A 17,617-nucleotide genomic window follows, 5' to 3' on the forward strand; every position below is an offset into this window, starting at 1 on the left:
AATGATACCGATTCTCCAATGACTTGCACATCACGTTCGCTGGATGCGCGGCGCCTCAACGCTGACGAAGGCGTGAGCGTTCCCTAAAGCCGCCGCCCGGTCAGCAGGCGCGGCATCGGCTCGAGGCTCAGCCCCGCCGCCTGGCGCATGAAGCCGCGCCGCAGGGGCGGGATGGCATCGACCAGGCCCATGCCGATCTCGCGTGCGGTGCGCAGCAGCGGATTGGCATTGGAAAACAGCGCGTTCACCCCGTCCATGCCAAGCGCCAGCGCCGTCGCATCGGGCCGGCGCCAGTCCTGATAGCGCGCCAGCACCAGATCGGCGCCGATGTCCTCGCCGCGGCGGCGGGCGGCGACCAGCACTTCGGCCAGCACCGCCACGTCGCGCAGGCCCAGGTTCAGCCCCTGCCCGGCGATGGGATGCACGCCATGCGCCGCATCGCCGACCAGCGCCCCCCGCGGGGCGATGTAGCGCTCGGCCAGGGTCAGGTTCAGCGGATAGGAAAAGCGCGGCCCGGCCAGCCGGATCTCGCCCAGGAAATCGCCGAAGCGCGGGCGCAGCACCGCCAGGAATTCGTCATCCGGCAGTTCCATGATCGCGCGGGCACTGGCCTCGGCCTCGGACCAGACGATCGAGCTGCGATTGCCCGGCAGCGGCAGGATCGCCAGCGGCCCGGTGGGCATGAAATACTGGTGCGCGGTGCCTTCGTGCGGCAGTTCGTGATCGACCGCCGCGACCAGTGCGATCTGGCCATAGTCATGGCCGATGCGCCGGATGCCGGCCCGCGCCGCCACGCCCGATTGCCGCCCGTCGGCGCCGACCAGCAGCCGGGCGCTGATGCTGCGGCCGTCCGACAGGGTGGCGCGGATCGCCGCGCCCTCGGCCTCTTGCCCGGTGACGGACAGGCCGGGCAGATGCGTGACCCGCCCCTGCATCGCGGCCAGAAGCGCGCGGTAAAGGAAGCGGTCCTCGAGCATGTAGCCCAGCCGGCCTTCCTCGAGCTCGGCGCCGTCGAAATGCAGGCCGAAGGGGCCAGCGCCTTCGCCCGGCGCGCCCTGTGTCGCCTCGACCTTGCGGATTTCCTGCGCGTTCGGCGCCAGCTCGGGCCACAGCCCCAGCGCGGCCAGCAGCCGCTGCGAGGCCAGCGCCAGCGCATAGGCGCGGCCGTCGAAGGCGGCGCCGGCGCGGGCATCGGCGGGGCGGGCGTCGGCCACCGCCACCGACAGGCCGGCATCGGCCAGGGCCAGGGCAAGGGCCGGGCCGTTCAGCCCGCCGCCCGCGATCAGGATGTCGAAATCGGTCCTCATGGGACGCAATATGACCGTCGGCCGGGCAATGTCCATGCGTCATGGCGGCCGCCAAGCGCATTGCGGGCCAGCCCGCGCCGGGATAGCCTGTGCATTATTTGGTATCTGGATTTGATCGGTCGGGGGAAGGGCATGGATTGGCTCAGGGCATCTGCGGCGGAACAGGGAAGGGCGATCCTGGCCGGGCTCATCAGCCCGGTCGAGCAGGCCGAGGCCTATCTGGACGCCGCGGCCCGCCATCCCTATGGCGACCGCATCTATGCCCGGCCGACCCCCGAGCGCGCGCGGGCCGAGGCCATTGCCGCCCATGACCGCGCCCGCGCCGGGCTGCGCCGCGGCTTGCTGGACGGGGTGGCGATCAGCTGGAAGGACAATATCGACAGCGCCGGCATCGCGACCGAGGCCGGCTCGCGCCTGCTGGAGGGCCGCGTGCCCCGGCAGGATGCCGCGATCCTGGCCGGGGCGACGCTGGACGGGCTGGTCTGCCTGGGCAAGACGCATATGACCGAGCTGGCCTTTTCCGGCCTGGGCGTGAACCCGCGCACGGCGACGCCGCCCAACAGCATCGACCAGGAACTGGCGCCGGGCGGCTCCAGCTCGGGCGCGGCGGTTTCGGTGGCGCTGGGGCTGGCGGCGGCTGCGGTGGGGTCGGACACCGGCGGCTCGATCCGGGTGCCGGCGGCCTGGAACGGGCTGGTGGGCTTCAAGCCGACCACGGGCGCAGTCAGCGGCGCCGGCATCGTGCCGCTGTGCCGCCGCTTCGACGTGGCCGGCCCCATCGCCCGCACGGTCGAGGATTGCGCCGAGCTTTTCGCCGTGCTGCGTGGCGAGCCCGCCCCCGACCTGGCCGATGCCAGCCCGCGCGGGCTGCGGCTGATGGTGCTGGACGGCGTGCCCTTCGACGAGGCGCGGCATGAGCCGGTCGCCGGCTTCGAGGATGCGGTGAACCGCCTGGCCCGCGCCGGCGCCCGCATTACCCATGCCGCGCCGCCCTGCGTGGCCGAGGCGATGGTGCTGGCGCCGCTGCTGTTCGCGCCCGAGGCCTATGGCATCTGGCGCGAGCAGATCGAGGCCGCGCCCGAGCTGATGCACCCGCCGATCCTGGAGCGCTTTCGCGGCGGCCAGTTCGTGCTGGCGGCCGATTACGTCGCCGCCTGGGAGGAGTTGGGCCGGCTGCGCGCCGATTGGGCGCGGCTGGTCGCCGGTTTCGACGCGGTGATCCTGCCCACGGCGCCGATCCTGCCGCCGCCGGTGGACCGGCTGCTGGCCGAGGAAGAGTTCTTTGCCCGCGAAAACCTGCTGACGCTGCGCAATACCCGCATCGCCAACCTGCTGGACCTGCCGGCGGTCAGCCTGCCGACCGGCCATCCGGCCTGCGGCATCACGCTGATGGGCCGCGCCGGCCAGGACCGCGCGCTGCTGGTGGCGGCCGCCGCGGCCGAGGCGGCGCTGCGCTGAGGCGTGGATTTTCCGGGAAAATCCGGCACGGACGGGCGCAATCTGGCGGTGAAACTCTGGACGCATGGGGGGATTGCCGGTAGTCTTGCGGCAAAACGGGGCGCAACGACCCCGACTGAGAGGCAGTCATGGCAATTCCCGAGCGGTTCTCGAACCTGCCGGATTACGCGTTTCCGCGCCTGCGGACGCTGCTTGCGGGCATCGACCCCGGCGGCGATCCCCTGATCCTGACCATTGGCGAGCCGCGCCATGCGCTGCCGGATTTCGTCGGCCCGGTCATGGCCGAAAGCATCGCCGATTTCGGCAAATACCCCTCGAACGAGGGCACGGCCGAGCTGCTGGCCGCGATCTCGGGCTGGCTTGCCCGCCGGCACGGGCTGGATGTCGCGCCCGAGCGGATCATGGCGCTGAACGGCACGCGCGAGGGGCTGTTCAATGCCGCCCTGGCGCTGGCGCCGGAACGCAAGAACGGCCAGCGGCCGGCGATCCTGGTGCCGAACCCGTTCTACCAGGTCTATGCCGTGGCCGCCGCCGCCGTGGGCGCCGAGCCGGTCTTCGTCCCCGCCACGGCAGAAACCGGCCACCTGCCGCGCTTTGCCGGCCTGCCGGCCGCGGTGCTGGACCGCGCCACCGTGGCATATCTGTGTTCGCCCGCCAATCCGCAGGGCAGCATTGCGTCCGAGGATTATCTCGAGGAACTGATCGCGCTGGCCGACCGGCACGATTTCCTGGTTTTTGCCGACGAGTGCTATTCCGAGATCTGGCGCGACGCGCCGCCGCCCGGCGCGCTGGCGGTGGCCACGCGCATGGGGCTGGCCGACCGGGTGGTGATGTTCAACTCGCTGTCGAAACGCTCGAACCTGCCGGGGCTGCGCTCGGGCTTTGCCGCCGGCGGACCCCAGCAGATCGCGCAGATGCGGCGGCTGCGCAGCTATGCCGGCGCGCCGCTGCCCCTGCCGGTGCAGCGCGTCAGCGCCATGGCCTGGGGCGAGGAGGACCATGTCGAGGCCAGCCGCGCGCTTTACCAGCAGAAATACCGCATCGCCGACCGGGTGCTGGGCAATGTGCCGGGCTACCAGCCGGTGCAGGGCGGCTTTTTCCTGTGGCTGCCGGTGCCCGAAAGCGTCGGCGACGGCGAGGATGCGGCGAAAAAGCTGTGGGCCGAGGCGGGCATCCAGGTGCTGCCCGGCGCCTATCTGGCCCGCGACACCGAGGCCGGCAATCCGGGCCGGAATTTCATCCGCGTAGCGCTGGTCGCGCCGGCGGAGCAGACCGAGGCGGCGCTGAACCGCCTGAAGAATTGTTTGTATCAAGGGGGTTGACGCATGGCGAGCTGGCAGGCGAAACACCGCGATCCGCTGTTTGACCAAAGCACGCAGGCGGCGCTGGAGCGGCGCGGCAAGGAACTGCTGGGCGCGGGGCTGGTCATCCTGGGCGTGCTGATCGCGATGATGCTGGTCAGCTATTCCCCCGACGATCCCAGCTTCATGTCGGCGACCGACCAGCCGGCGCAGAACTACCTGGGCCGCTTCGGCGCCTATGTCGCCTCGGCGCTGTTCATGATCACCGGCTACGGCACCTGGATCCTGGTGGTCGGCGCCGTGGTCTGGGGCCTGCGGCTGATGCTGCACCGGGGCGAGGAACGGCTGATGCGCGGCATCTTCCTGCCCATCGCCATGGTGCTGGTCTCGATCTATGCCACCTCGATGGCGCCGCCGCCGGACTGGACGCAAAGCTTCGGCCTGGGCGGGCATCTGGGCGACATGCTGATGGGCGGCATGCTGTCGGCCATGCCGATGAAGGCTTCGGTCGCGATCAAGCTGCTGGCGCTGCTGACCGCCGTCGGCACCGTCGCCTTCCTGGCCTTCGTGCTGGGCTTCGACCGCAAGGAGTTGACGACCATCGGCACCTTCCTGCGCGAGGGGCTGGCCACCGCCCGCGTCCTGGCGCTGCAGGCGATGGATCGCGGGGCGCGTCTGTCCTCGGGCGCGGCGCGCGGGCTCAAGACCCGCGCCGATGCCCGGCGCGAGCGCGCGGGCCACGCCGGTTCCGCCGCCCTGCCGCAAGCGCCCCGCGGCGGCCTGCCGGGCCTGCGTCCCGCGCCGGCCCCCCTGGCCGATGATCGCGACTTCGCGCCCGAGCCCGAGCTGATCGACCCCGAGACGCATTATGCCGAGGATGACGAGCCGCCCTCGAACGCCGCGGTCAGCGCCCGCATCACCGATGCGATCCGCAGCCGTTCCGAAGGCGCCCGTTCGGAAGGCGCCCGTTCGGAAGGCAAGGGGCTGCTGTCGGCGGTGACGGCGCGGCTGACCGGCGCCCGCGCCGCGCCCGCCCGGCACGAGCTGCCGCTGCGCGCCGGCGAGGACGAGGACGACGAGGATTTCGCCGAACCCGTCACCGCCGCGCCCTTCGGCGCCGAGACGCCCCGCGTGGTGGTGCCGCCCAAGAAGCCCGCCCCCTCGCGCCAGGCGCAATCCGAGGCGCAGCCGGCGCTGCGCTTCGACGATGCCGCCAGCCATTACGAGCATCCGCCGCTGTCGCTTCTGACCGCGCCGACCACAGTCGAGCGCCACCAGCTGTCGCAAGAGGCGCTGATGGAGAACGCCCGCATGCTGGAGGCGGTGCTGGACGATTACGGCGTCAAGGGCCAGATCACCGAGGTCCGCCCCGGCCCCGTGGTCACGCTTTACGAGCTGGAGCCCGCGCCGGGGCTGAAGGCCAGCCGGGTGATCGGGCTGGCCGACGACATCGCGCGGTCGATGTCGGCGCTGTCGGCGCGGGTCTCGACCGTGCCCGGCCGCTCGGTCATCGGCATCGAGCTGCCCAATGCCCGGCGCGAAAAGGTGGTCCTGCGCGAGATCCTGGCCTCCAAGGCTTACGGCGACGGCACCCAGCCGCTGCCCTTGGCGCTGGGCAAGGACATCGGCGGCGGGCCGGTGGTGGCCAACCTGGCCAAGATGCCACACCTGCTGATCGCCGGGACCACCGGCTCGGGCAAGTCGGTGGCGATCAACACCATGATCCTGTCGCTGCTCTACAAGCTCACGCCCGAGGAATGCCGGCTCATCATGATCGACCCCAAGATGCTGGAACTGTCGGTCTATGACGGCATCCCGCACCTGCTGTCCCCGGTCGTCACCGACCCCAAGAAGGCGGTCGTGGCGCTGAAATGGGTCGTGGGCGAGATGGAGGAACGCTATCGCCGCATGTCCAAGATGGGCGTGCGCAACATCGAGGGCTATAACGGCCGCGTCCGCGAGGCGCTGGACAAGGGCGAGATGTTCAAGCGCACCGTCCAGACCGGCTTCGACGAGGATACCGGCGAGCCGGTCTTCGAGACCGAGGAATTCCAGCCCGAGACCTTCCCCTATATCGTCGTCATCGTCGACGAGATGGCCGACCTGATGATGGTGGCCGGGAAAGAGATCGAGGCCTGCATCCAGCGCCTGGCGCAGATGGCGCGGGCATCCGGCATCCACCTGATCATGGCGACGCAGCGCCCCTCGGTCGATGTCATCACCGGCACGATCAAGGCGAACTTCCCGACCCGGATCAGCTTCCAGGTCACGTCCAAGATCGACAGCCGCACCATCCTGGGCGAGCAGGGCGCCGAGCAATTGCTGGGCCAGGGCGACATGCTCTACATGGCCGGCGGCTCGCGCATCACCCGCGTCCACGGGCCTTTCGTTTCCGACGAGGAGGTCGAGGAGGTGGTGAACCACCTGAAATCCTTTGGCCCGCCCAGCTACATGTCCGGCGTGGTCGAGGGCCCGGACGAGGAGCGCGCCGACAGCATCGACCAGGTGCTGGGCCTGTCCTCGGGCGAGGGCGGCGATGCCGAGCTTTACGACATGGCCGTCGCCATCGTGGCCAAGGACCGCAAATGCTCGACCTCCTACATCCAGCGCAAGCTGGCCATCGGCTACAACAAGGCCGCGCGGCTGGTCGAGCAGATGGAGGAACAGGGCGTCGTCACCCCGGCGAACCATGTCGGCAAGCGCGAGGTTCTGGTGCCCGAGGTATAGCCGGGCCGCGCATCGGGATCGGGATCGGGGCCGGGCCGTCGCGCCCGGCCTTTTTCATGCGCCGGCCTAGCCCGCCAGCCGGCCCAGGTGCAGCGCCAGCGCGTCGCGTGCGGCGGGGCGGATGACCGAGCCGTGGTTTTCATCGGGATGCGGGCGGTGGACCAGGTCGAGCCCTGGAAGGCCCGACAGCGGGGCCAGGATCGGCGGCACCGCCGCCCCCGAATTGGCGACCAGCAGCGGCACTGCCGGGTCCAGCCGCCCGCCCGCCGCCAGGATGCCGCCGCGAAAGGCGCGGGCCTCGCGCAGCGGCTCGCCGGCGTTCCACCAGGTCGAGGGGTCGGCGGCGGCATAGCGGGCGAACAGGCGCGGCCGGGTGAACAGCGCGTTCAGCACGAAGAGCCCGCCCAGCGAATGGCCGAACAGCGTCAGGTTGTCCGTATCCAGCGGCAGGCGCCGGCCGAGTTCGGGCAGAAGCTGCGCCGCGATCATCTCGAGCAGGGCGTCCTGCCCGCCGGTCGGGCGGTCGCCGGGACCGCGCTGCCCCTGCCTCGCCGGGACCGCCTGCTTGCCGGGCGAGGTCAGGTCGAACCAGCGGCGGGTGGGGTCGAAGCGGGTCTCGACCGGATAGCCGATGCCGACCAGCGCCACCGGCGCCTCGGGCGCCAGTTCCTCGCGCAGATGCCACAGGATCGGGAAGGTCGCATTGCCGTCCAGCGCCAGGATGGCGGAATAGCCGCCCGGCGGCGCCGCGACCGAGGGCAGGCCCAGGAAGATGCGCCAGGGCGTTTCGGCCGGGCCAAGGTCGAAATGGCTGGCGCGCGGATCGGCGATCTTCTCGGCCGGTTCCAGGCCGCGCTGCCGGCGTTCCTGCGCCCACGCCATGCTGCCGGCCATTGCGACCAGCGATGCCGCAAGGATGCTGCGCCGGGAAAGGGGGATCTGCATCGTCGCCTCCGGTCGGTCGGGGGGCTGGCGGGAAGCGGCTTGCCCTTGCCCGCACGGCCTAGCCGCCGCAGGCCGGACGTGCAAGCCCGGCGGCGCAGGCCCTGGATCAGCCCTCGTGCCCCATGATCGGCCGGGCCTGGGCCGCGCGGTCGGCGCCCGAGCCTTCGTCCACCGTCACCACCACCGACAGGCCCGGCTCCAGGTATTCCGCCATCTCTTGCCCAGGGTCGATCGCGATGCGCACCGGCAGGCGCTGCGCGACCTTGGTGAAGTTGCCGGTGGCGTTCGAGGCGGACAGCAGGCTGAACTCGGAGGCGGTGGCGGGCGAGAACGCCTCGACCCGGCCGGTGAAGGCGCGGTGGCGCATGGCGTCCACGGTGAACGTGGCGCGGTCGCCGATGCGGATGCCGTGCAGCTCGGTCTCGCGGAAATTGGCGATGACCCAGACTTCGGGGCCGACATGGCTGACCAGCGCCGTGCCCGCCGTGACATATTGGCCCAGCCGCACCCCGACCTGGCCCAGCCGCCCGTCCGAGGGCGCGCGGATCACCGTATTGTCCAGGTCGATCCGCGCCAGCTCCACCGCCGCGCGGGCCGAGGCGATCTCGGCGCGCTTGGCGGCCAGCCCGACCTCGGCGCCGGCGACGTTCTCGCGCGCCACCGCGATGGCGCTTTCGGCCTGGGTGACGGCCGCCTCGGCCTGGCGCAGCGACAGTTCGGACTGGTCGGCCGAGCTTTGTGCCGTCACGCCGCGCGATTGCAAGGCCTGCGCGCGGTCCCAGGTCGAGGCCGCCGTGTCCCGCGCCGCCTGCGCCGCGGAAAGCGCCGCCTGGGCCGATTGCAGGCTGGCCTGGGCGGAATGGACGCTTTGTTCCTGGATCTTCAGCGCCGCCTCGGCGCCTTCCAGCATGGCCTGGGCCTGGGCCAGCCTTTGGCGGTATTGCCGGTCGTCGATGCGGGCGATGACCTGGCCGCGGGCCACGGGCTGGAAGTCCTGCACCTCGACCGCCGCGACATAGCCCGACAGCTGCGGCGCGACGGTGGTCAGCTGGCCGCGGATATAGGCGTTCTCGGTCTGCGGATGCGCCGGGCGAAACGGCGGCAGGTGCCAGGCGTAAAGCACGATCAGCAGGCCGGCCAGGCCGGCGGCAAGCGCGATCAGGGTCGGGATCAGGTGGTTTCTGGTCATGTCTCGGGCTCGGGCTCGGGATGGGTCTGGGCATCGGCGGCAGGCGGCTTGCCCCGCGCCACCAGCCAGTCGCGGAACAGGTGCAGCAGCAGCGCGCAAAGCGCCGCCGCCGCCAGCAGGAAGGTCAGGAAATAGGCGTCGTTATAGGCCATGACATAGGCCTGGGCGCTGGCGTCCTGCGCGATCTGCGCCACCGCCTGCGCCTGGCGTTGCGCGGCATCGGCGATCTGCGGCGCCAGGGCCATGCTGCGCTGCGCGATCTCGGCCGCGGTCTGCGGATCGGTGGCGGTCAGCTCTTCGCGCAGCACTTGCAGGTGCAGGGCCTGGCGGTGGTTGATCAGGGTCGAGAACAGGCCCGAGCCCATGGCGCCGCCCAGCGATTGCGTGGACAGAAAGACGATGACGAAGGACAGGATGTAGTTCGGCCCGCGCGCCAAGGCCGAAAGCAGCCCGCGCATCATCGCCGGCGCCAGGAAGAACGAGCCGGCAAAGGCGATCATCGCCTGGCTCAGCATCATCTGCGCCGGCCGGGTGTCCATGGTGGCATGGCTGTCCATGAAGGCGCCGGCGGCGATCAGCACCAGCGCGATGATGTGGAACAGCGGCACACGCTCGGGCTTCATGAAGGGGATCAGCGCCAGCCCGCCCAGCACCGAGGCCACCGAGATCATCGCGAACAGCGGCACCAGCTGGTCCTGCGTCACGCCCAGCACCTGGAACATGCGCGGCGCGCCCGCGCTTTGCTCGGACAGCACCAGCCGAAAGATCAGCAGCGTCGCCGTCAGGTGCAGCATGGCGGGGCTGGCCAGCCAGCGGATGTCCAGCAGCGGCGCCTTGCGGTGCAGCTCGATCACCACGGCCAGGGTCAGCGCCACGATGGACAGCGCCAGCACCCAGCCCAGCCAGGCCACGTCGGTCCACCAATGGATCGAGCCCATGATGAAGCCGACCGTCAGCCCGCCGAAGCCGGTGGCGATCAGCAGCCAGCTGACCAGGTCCATGGCGGCGATCACCTTGACCCGCGGCGCCGAGGTCAGCGGCAGGGCATAGACCAGCCCCAGCGACACCGCCGCCAGCCCCAGGGCCATGTAATGCAGCCCGTCCCAGCCGTGGTCCCCCATCAGCGCGGGCGAGATCACCCGCGCCAGCATCGGCCCGGTCGCGACCATGGCCAGCACCATGGGCAGGCCCAGCCGCATCTTCCACTGGGGCGGCAGCGGCTCCAGCATATACATGAAGGCCAAGGTGGACAGCGGCGCCGAGGCCATGCCGGCCACGAATTGCACCGCCACCGCCGAGCGCAGGTCCGAGATGGCAAGGGCCGCCAGCGAAACCGCCAGATAGACCAGGATCGCCACCTCGGCAAAGCGGCGCAGGCCGAACTGGGTGCGGATCTTGATCAGCAACAGCGGCATCGAGGCCCGCGGGATCATGAAGGCCGCCATCAGCCAGGTCGCCTGGGTGGTGGTCGCGCCCAGGTCTCCGGCGATCTGCGGGATGTTGGTGCTGACGAAGCCCTGCGCCAGGCCCTGGGTCAGGCCGATGACGACCGAGGCGCCGATATAGCCCAGCGTGGCCGGCCAGGACATCGGCACGAAGGGGGGCGGCGCGCCCGCCGCGGCCGGGGCTGCGGGCGCAGGCGCCGCGGGGGCGGCCTGGGATCGGCTCATGCCTGCCGCAGCCTTTCGGCATTCCGCGCCATTTGCGCCAGCGTCCGGCGCGTCACCGCCAGATCCTCGGGCGCGATGCCCTGGGCCAGCGTGGCATCGACCTCGGCGCGAAAGCCCAGCACCGGCTCGATCCGCGCCGCCTCGGTCAGGTAGACGGCGTATTTGCGGCCGTCCTCGGGGATCGGGCGGCGCTCGGCCAGGCCCTGGTCCTCCAGCGCGTCCAGCAGGCGCTTCAGCGTGGGCGTCTCGATGCCCAGCATTGCGGCCAGCTGGGCCTGGCTTGCGCCCTCGTTGCGGCCGATGGTGGTCAGCAGCCGGGCGCGGGCAAAGGTCAGCCCGTATTGCTCGACGCGCTGCTCAAAGGCGGCGCGCAGGGTCCGGGTCAGTTCGATGAGCGATTCCACAAGCGTGAAGGGACGGTCTGGCATGGGTTTTCCCGCTGCTCCGCAAATTTCATTAGCAAGCTAATGAATCCGTCGCGGTTATGCAAGGGGGCGGCCCCGCCGCCGCCCCGCGCCGCCATGGTGGCGGGCGGGGCGGAGGGGGTCAGTAATCGCGTTCATAGAACAGGCCGACGGTGCTTTCGCCCTCGCTGTCCACGGACCCGCGCGCGGTCAGGGTCGGGGAGATGTCGAGGTTCAGGTTCAGCTTGGTCTTGCCGTCGCCGCCGACCTGCACGTCGGTATAGAGGTTCTCGGACAGGTATTTCCCCGCCCGGACCGAGACGTTGCCGTCGTCGTCCGTCGCCAGGTCCAGGTCATCGAGCCCGGTCGAGGCGCGCAGCCGCCCGACGATCCCCTCGCCGCCGCGCCCGGCCAGCGTCGCCACCGCGCTGGCCAGCTGCGCGGCCTGAAGCGCGCTGATATTGTCCAGCCCGCGGCCGAACAGCAGGTGCGACAGCACCTCTTCCTGCGGCATCTCGGGCGAGGATTCAAAGGTGATCTCGGGATCCTGCGCCTCGCCGTCGATGATGATGCGGGCGGTGATGTCGTCCTGCACCGTCTCGGCCACCAGCCGGATCACCGGGATCATGCTGCCCTGCAATTCGATCAGCCCCTCGGTCATGTCGAACCGCTTGCCCAGCAGGTCGACCCGGCCGCGGATCAGCTCCAGCTGGCCGATGGGGATGGGCTGGCGGGCATTGCCGGTCAGGCGCAGCTCGCCGCCCAGTTCCGCATCGACGCCGCGGCCGCGGATGAAGACCTGGGACGGGGCCGAGACCAGCAGGTCGAAGCGCGCCGGGTTGGCCGGCGGCGTCGCCGGCGGCGCGGCCATGCCGGCCTGGCGCGAGGCCTCGCTGGGATATTCCAGCAGCCCGGCCTTGGCGCGGGTCTGGCGCTGCGGCGGGCGTTCCGAACGGTGGATGATGTCCGGGATCGCCTTGGCGCCGCCCAGCCCGGTCGAGGGGATGCGCAGTTCCGTATGGCCCACGTCGATGCGGCCCGAGACCAGCGGCCCCTGTCCCACCGTGCCCGCGACATTGATCGCGCCGTTCACCAGCGTCTCGTAAAGGTTCGGGTCGCGCAGCACCACGTTGGACAGCTGCACGTCCAGGTTCATCTGCCGGTCGCCGACCAGGTTGACCGGGCCGCTGACGGTGATGAGGCCGCCGGCCTCGACCGCGCCGCGCAGGTCGACCGCGATGCGGCCGGCGTTGAAATCGGCATTGGCGTTCAGGCTGCCCACGGCCAGGCCGAAGCGTGGCTCGGCCAGCCGGCCGTTGGTCAGCGCCACCCGGCCGGACAGCGATTCCAGCCCCGGCCGCCCGTTCAGGCGCAAATCGAAGCTCAGCGGCCCCTCGACCGAGCGGGTGCGCAGGAAGGGGTTGGCGGCGGCGGCATTGCTGCTGCCGCTGACCGCGATGTCGGCGGTGGACAGGTCCGTCGCCGCCGAGCCCGTCACCCGCGCCTGGGTATTGCCCGGCCCCGAGGCGGTCAGGTTCACGTCATAGGCGCTGCCGGTGTTGCGGATGGTGCCGGCGACCGTCGCCGGGCCGGGAAAGCCCGGCACCACCAGGGCCAGGTCGTTCAGCCGGGCGTCGAGGTTCAGCCCCTCGGTCGGGCTGCCGTCGCCGGTGATGCTGAACTGGCCGTTGCCGGCGCGCAGCCGGCTGACGGTCAGGCTGCCGTCCGGGCGCTGCGCGGCGGCCAGGTCGAAGCTGGTCTCGCCCGCCAGCACCGCATCGGCCTGCGGGTTGCCGACGCCCAGCCCGCGGGCCGAGCCGTTGGCGGTGATCTGACGCCCGCCGCCCTGCTGGTCCACGACATGGCCCGAGGCGCTGACCGCGCCGCGGAAGCCGCGGCCCAGGAAGCGCAGGTCGTCGGCGCGCAAGCTCGCGGTCAAGTCGGTGGCGCCCTGGCCCACCCGGCCCTCGGCGCCCAGGTTCAGGCGCGGGTTCTCGACGGTCGCGGTCTCGATGGTGAACACGCCGTCGCGCTCGATCCCGTGCAGCGCCAGCCGGGTCTCGCCCACCAGCGCGCCGTCGACCTGCGCCTGGCCAAAGGACAGGTCGGTGCCGGTGCCGGTCACGTCCAGCCGCCGCGCGCCCGAGCCGTCGTCCTTGAAGCTGCCCTGCGCATTCAGCGCGCCGCGCCAGCCGCGGCCGAAGCTGGCCAGCGAGCGGATCTCGGCCCGGCCCTCCATGTCGGTGCCGCTGGGGGCGATGCGGCCTTGCGCCGTGGCCAGCATCTGCTGGTTGGTCAGCTCGAAATCATGCACGGTGATCTCGTCGCCGCGCTGCTCGGCCGAAAGCCGCAGGTCGGTCACGCCGGTCAGCGCCCCGTCCACGTCCTGCTGGCCCAGGCGCAGGTCGGTGCCGCGCCCGGTCAGCTCGATCCGGCGGGTGCCGTCCTGCTCCACCGCCGTCGCCTCGGCGGTCAGCCCGCCCGAGAGGCCGCGCCCCAGAACCGCCAGGTCGGGCATGGACAGGTTCAGCCGGGCATCCATCGCGCCTTCGGCGAAGCTGCCCCGGCCTTCGGCATCGATCTGCGGGTTGGTCAGGCGGAGGGTCTGCACCTCGAAGCCGCCCTGCGCCTCGGCGGCCTCGACCAGCAGGTCGGTTTCGCCCTTTAGCGCGCCGTCCAGCTCGGCGATGCCGGTGACAAGATCCTGCGCCTTGCCGGTCAGGGTCACGCGGCGCGCCCCCGCCGCGCCGGTGGCGCGAAGCTCGCTGCGGACCGAGCCCGACATGCCGGGGTCGGCGACCGACAGGTCCGGCATCTCGATGGTCGCGGTCAGGGTGCTGGAATAGCTGTCCAGCCGCCCCTGCGCCTCGGCCGTCAGGTTCCGCGCGTTCACCACCAGCTTGCGCAGGTTGATGCCCGAGGTGTCGCGCCGGGCGCTGAGTTCGATGCGCGACTGGCCCGCCAGCATGCGGTCGGCATGGTCCTGGCCGATGCGGATGTCGTTGCCCAGAACCTCTGCCTCGACGTCGAAGCCCTTTCCCAGCAGCGCGTAGCGGCCCTTGATATGGGCATCGGCGGTGCCGCCCAGCTCGCGCCCGGCCAGCGTCGAGAAGCGCGCGACATTGCGGTGCTGCGCGGTGATGTCGCCCGACAGCGTGATCCCGGTCCGCAGGCCGGAGACGGTGGTCTCGCCCTTGAAGCCGAAATCCTCGCCGTTGATGTTCATGCCCCAGAGCCGCAGCGCATTGCCGGGGGTGAAGGCAAAGTTCAGCCCGCCGTTCAGCACCCGGCCCAGGGCCTGCGCCAGGCCCGGATCGGTCGGCGCCAGGTCGTCCATGCCAAAGGCGATCCAGCCGCGCACCTCTTCCAGCGCCTGCTCGGCGGTCAGGGTGATGCGGCCGCGCCCGTCCAGCCGCAGCTCGGACAGGGCGATGTCGTCGCGGACGATGTCGCCCACCACGCCCTTCAGCACCCAGCCCGAGCCCTGCGCGGCGTCATAGTCCAGCCGCAAGCTGCCCGAGCGCACCGTGGTCGGCCGGTCGGCCCAGGGCAGCAGCACCGGCAGCTGCGCAGCCCCCGCATCCTGCCCCAGCAGCAGCGTCAGATGCGCGCTTTCCGGCGCGCCGCGGCTGGTGGTGGCCAGGTTGCCGTCCAGCCGCAGCGCCTCGGTCGCCAGCCGCAGCGAGGGGACGACCAGCCGGCCGTCCTGCCCGCGCCAGCCCTCGGCCAGAAGCTGCGACTGCGTGCCGAAGAAGGCGCGGTGCTGCGGCGGCACCAGCGCGGCCACGTCGCCGCCCAGCTCGGCGCGGAAGGCGGTGCCGGGGGCGCCGTCGCGCTCGGCCGCATCGACCGAGACGGTGCCGGTCACGCGCGGCTGGCCGTCGGTCGCCAGCTGGATATTGGCGGCGAAGTCCGACATGGGCCCCTCGCCGGTGATCTCGGCCCGCACGGCGGGGCGGTCGTGCAGCTTGACCGCATTCGCAAACAGCCCGTTGCGGTCCTCGTCCAGCCGCAGGTCCAGGCGCAGCACGCGGGTTTCGTTGGAAAAGCCCGTATCCAGCACGAATTCGCCGCGCGGCCCGTCCACGCGGTTGATGGTCAGCCTGGTCTCGCCCTCGCCGCCCGACAGGTTCATCGAGCCGTCGATCGAGATCACCGCCTCCTGTCCGATCACCGGCTGGCCCAGTTCCACCCGGTCGACGGCGATGCGGGCGATGTTCACCCCCACCGGCAGCTGCGGCAGGGAAAACTCCCGCGCCTCGGCCTGCGGCGCACTCTCGCCGGTGCCGGGCAGGCGCGGCAGGATGATGCGCTCGGCCGAAAGCTCGTTGATCTCGACCCGCCGCGCCAGCAGGGCCGAGCGGGTCCATTGCATGGCGCCGTTCTCCAGCGTGATCCAGACGCCGTCGTCGTCGGCGATGGTCATGCGGTCGAAGGTCGCGCGCGAGGACAGCGCGCCGCGGAAGCCCTCGATCACCACCTGCCGACCGGCGCCGGACAGCTTTTCCTCCAGGAAGCGGGTGATGAAGCCGCGGTCGTCCTCGACCTCCTGCGAGATCTCGGCGGCGCTGTCCTGCGCCAGCGCGGCCAGCGGGACGGCCAGCGCAAGGCCGAGGGCGACAACAAGACGATAAGCCAGATCACGCATCAGAACGCCTGCCCCAGACCGATATAGACCTGCACCCCGCCGTCGTCGCCATCGCCGCCGCCGACCGGAGCGGCGATGTCGAAGCGCAGCGGCCCGACCGGGGTGCGATAGCGGATGCCCGCGCCGGCCCCGGCCTGCCAGCCGCTGGCGCCGGACCAGCCGCTGTCCTCCCAGACCCGGCCGGCATCGGCGAACAGCGCCAGCCCGATGCGCTCGCGGACCTGGATGCGGGTCTCGGCGGTCAGGGTGACGATGGACATGCCGCCGGTGCGCACCGTGCCGCCGCTGTCGTCGGGGATCACCTCGACGCCCAGCGATTCATAGGAATGGCCGCGCACCGTGCCGCCGCCGCCGGACCAGAACAGGTAGTCGCGCGGGGTTTCCTGGATCTCGGGGCCGACCACGGTGCCCAGCCGCGCCCGGCCGGCCAGGGTGAAGCGGTCGTCGGTGCCGAAGCTGTAATAGACCCGTCCCTCGGCCAGCACCTGCGCGCCCGAGCCGGTTTCGTCCTGCAGGCCGACGAAGGGGGTGACGCCGCCCGACAGCCAATAGCCGCGCTTGGCGTCGGTCGGCTCGTCGCGCTTGTCCCAGATCACGCTGGTGGGCAGGGCGAACAGGCGGAAGTCGGTGCGGCCGCTGTCGTCGTCCACGCGCAGCGCCCGGTATTGCAGGGCGATGTCGGCCGTCAACTCGTCGCTGGGGATCCAGGTGAAGCCCAGGCCGAAGGTGCCAGACTTGAGGTCGTAATCCTCTTCCTGCAGGCTTTCGACCTTGGCCAGCACATAGCCGGTGGTGTCGGCGGTGATGGTGGCGGGCCGGTCGATGCGCAGCCCCAGGCTGTAGTCGCGCCCGGTATCGCCGCCGATGTCCGAGACGCTGGCGTCGACGCGCAGCCGCTCGCCGCCGCGGAACAGGTTGCGGTTGATCCAGTAGCCGGTCAGCGACAGCCCGTCGGTGTTGGAATATTCGAAGCCCGCACCCAGCCGGCGCAGCTTTTGTTCCGTGACCAGCAGGTCCACGTCCAGCGTGTTGCCGGGGCCGATCCCGTCCGCCTCGGTCAGGGTGATGGCCGAAAACACGCCCGAGCGGCGCAGGCGCTTCCTGACATCCTCGAGCTTCTCGGGGTCGAAGCGCTCGCCCTCGGGGAAGCCGGCGATCTTGCGCAGGCGGCGCGGGTCCATGCGCTGGTGGCCGCGGATGGTCAACTGGCCAAAGCGCAGCTCGGGGCCGGGCGCCAGGCGGATGCGGCTGTCCACCAGGTTGCTGGCGTGGTCGGCGACGATCTCGGTCTCGGCCACCTCGGCCTTGGCGTGGCCCACGTCGCGCCAGCCCGCCACGCCGGCGGTGGCGGCGTTCTTCATGTCGCCGGTTCGGGCGATCTCGCCGCGGCGATAGTCGCGCGGCAGCTCGGTCCCCGGCGCCACCGGCGCGATCTCGGCCCGGCTGTAGCGAAAGCGCGGGCCGGGCTGGACCGAGACCACCACCCGGCGCACCACCTGGGGCGCGTCCAGCGGGGCGATGCCGGCGGCCTCGACCCCGTCCAGGGTGATGTCGATGATGCCCGAGTAATAGCCCTGGTCGTAAAGCACCCCCAGGATGCGGGCGTAATCGCCGCGCGCGGCGGCCAGCATGTCCTGCCCCGTCACCCGCCCCTCGTCCTGGGCGCTGACCAGAAGCGAGGTCTGCCGGATCGCCGGCAGCAGGGCGTCGTCGCCGCCAGTCACCTGGAAATCCAGGTCGACGGGGGAATTGCCGTTGCCGTCCCCCCGGCCGAACCAGCCCGAAAACGGCGAGGACGACGGCGAAGACGAGGGCGAGCCCGAGGACTGCGCCCAGACCATGCCCGCGCCGGTTGCAAGCACGATTGCGGCAGCCGTTCCTGCCTTGATCCAGCTTTTCATTGCCTGTTTGCCCTGCTTCTGGCGGTTTTCCCGCAAGCATTGCAGGGCGCGTCAACAAAATCCAGCG

10 protein-coding genes are annotated in these 17,617 nt (G+C 71.3%); 3 read left to right on the forward strand and 7 right to left on the reverse strand.

Going from position 1 to position 17,617, the window contains the following annotated elements; genetic code table 11:
* Positions 1-83: 83 nt before the first annotated feature.
* On the reverse strand, positions 84-1,307 hold the full coding sequence (locus E3U25_RS20860; RefSeq protein WP_370362657.1) for a UbiH/UbiF/VisC/COQ6 family ubiquinone biosynthesis hydroxylase: 1,224 nt from the start codon (positions 1,305-1,307) through the stop codon (positions 84-86).
* Between the two features lie 132 nt (positions 1,308-1,439).
* Between E3U25_RS20860 and E3U25_RS20865 the strand changes: the two genes are divergently transcribed.
* The 3 genes from E3U25_RS20865 to E3U25_RS20875 all read left to right on the forward strand — a co-directional run bounded on the left by E3U25_RS20865 (position 1,440) and on the right by E3U25_RS20875 (position 6,793).
* Entirely contained in the window at positions 1,440-2,765 is a 1,326-nt protein-coding gene (locus tag E3U25_RS20865; RefSeq protein WP_116223159.1) for an amidase, read from the forward strand.
* 128 nt (positions 2,766-2,893) lie between these two features.
* Complete coding sequence (locus E3U25_RS20870; RefSeq protein ID WP_116223158.1) at positions 2,894-4,087, forward strand: aminotransferase class I/II-fold pyridoxal phosphate-dependent enzyme; 1,194 nt, start codon at positions 2,894-2,896, stop codon at positions 4,085-4,087.
* Between the two features lie 3 nt (positions 4,088-4,090).
* Positions 4,091-6,793, forward strand: a complete 2,703-nt coding sequence (locus E3U25_RS20875) for a DNA translocase FtsK (protein WP_116223157.1) — start codon at positions 4,091-4,093, stop codon at positions 6,791-6,793.
* Between the two features lie 66 nt (positions 6,794-6,859).
* Here E3U25_RS20875 and E3U25_RS20880 read toward each other — a convergent pair whose 3' ends face one another.
* The 6 genes from E3U25_RS20880 to E3U25_RS20905 all read right to left on the reverse strand — a co-directional run bounded on the left by E3U25_RS20880 (position 6,860) and on the right by E3U25_RS20905 (position 17,550).
* Positions 6,860-7,738 carry an alpha/beta hydrolase gene (locus E3U25_RS20880; RefSeq protein ID WP_116223156.1) on the reverse strand — a complete coding sequence of 293 codons (879 nt, stop codon included), beginning with the start codon at positions 7,736-7,738 and terminating at the stop codon, positions 6,860-6,862.
* 106 nt (positions 7,739-7,844) lie between these two features.
* On the reverse strand, positions 7,845-8,927 hold the full coding sequence (locus tag E3U25_RS20885; RefSeq protein ID WP_036751524.1) for an HlyD family secretion protein: 1,083 nt from the start codon (positions 8,925-8,927) through the stop codon (positions 7,845-7,847).
* Positions 8,924-10,597 carry an efflux MFS transporter permease gene (locus E3U25_RS20890; RefSeq protein ID WP_036751522.1) on the reverse strand — a complete coding sequence of 558 codons (1,674 nt, stop codon included), beginning with the start codon at positions 10,595-10,597 and terminating at the stop codon, positions 8,924-8,926. The genes E3U25_RS20885 and E3U25_RS20890 overlap by 4 nt, the downstream gene beginning before the upstream one ends.
* Positions 10,594-11,025, reverse strand: a complete 432-nt coding sequence (locus E3U25_RS20895) for a MarR family winged helix-turn-helix transcriptional regulator (protein WP_036751520.1) — start codon at positions 11,023-11,025, stop codon at positions 10,594-10,596. Before E3U25_RS20895 ends, E3U25_RS20890 begins: the two co-directional genes overlap by 4 nt.
* A 118-nt stretch (positions 11,026-11,143) precedes the next feature.
* Positions 11,144-15,649, reverse strand: a complete 4,506-nt coding sequence (locus E3U25_RS20900) for a translocation/assembly module TamB domain-containing protein (RefSeq protein WP_116223155.1) — start codon at positions 15,647-15,649, stop codon at positions 11,144-11,146.
* Positions 15,649-17,550 (reverse strand): autotransporter assembly complex protein TamA, encoded by a 1,902-nt coding sequence (locus E3U25_RS20905; protein ID WP_036751640.1) that lies wholly within the window; start codon positions 17,548-17,550, stop codon positions 15,649-15,651. Before E3U25_RS20905 ends, E3U25_RS20900 begins: the two co-directional genes overlap by 1 nt.
* Positions 17,551-17,617: the final 67 nt, after the last annotated feature.

The sequence above is a fragment of the Paracoccus versutus genome (assembly GCF_029909795.1).
Classification (GTDB): Bacteria; Pseudomonadota; Alphaproteobacteria; order Rhodobacterales; family Rhodobacteraceae; genus Paracoccus; species Paracoccus versutus.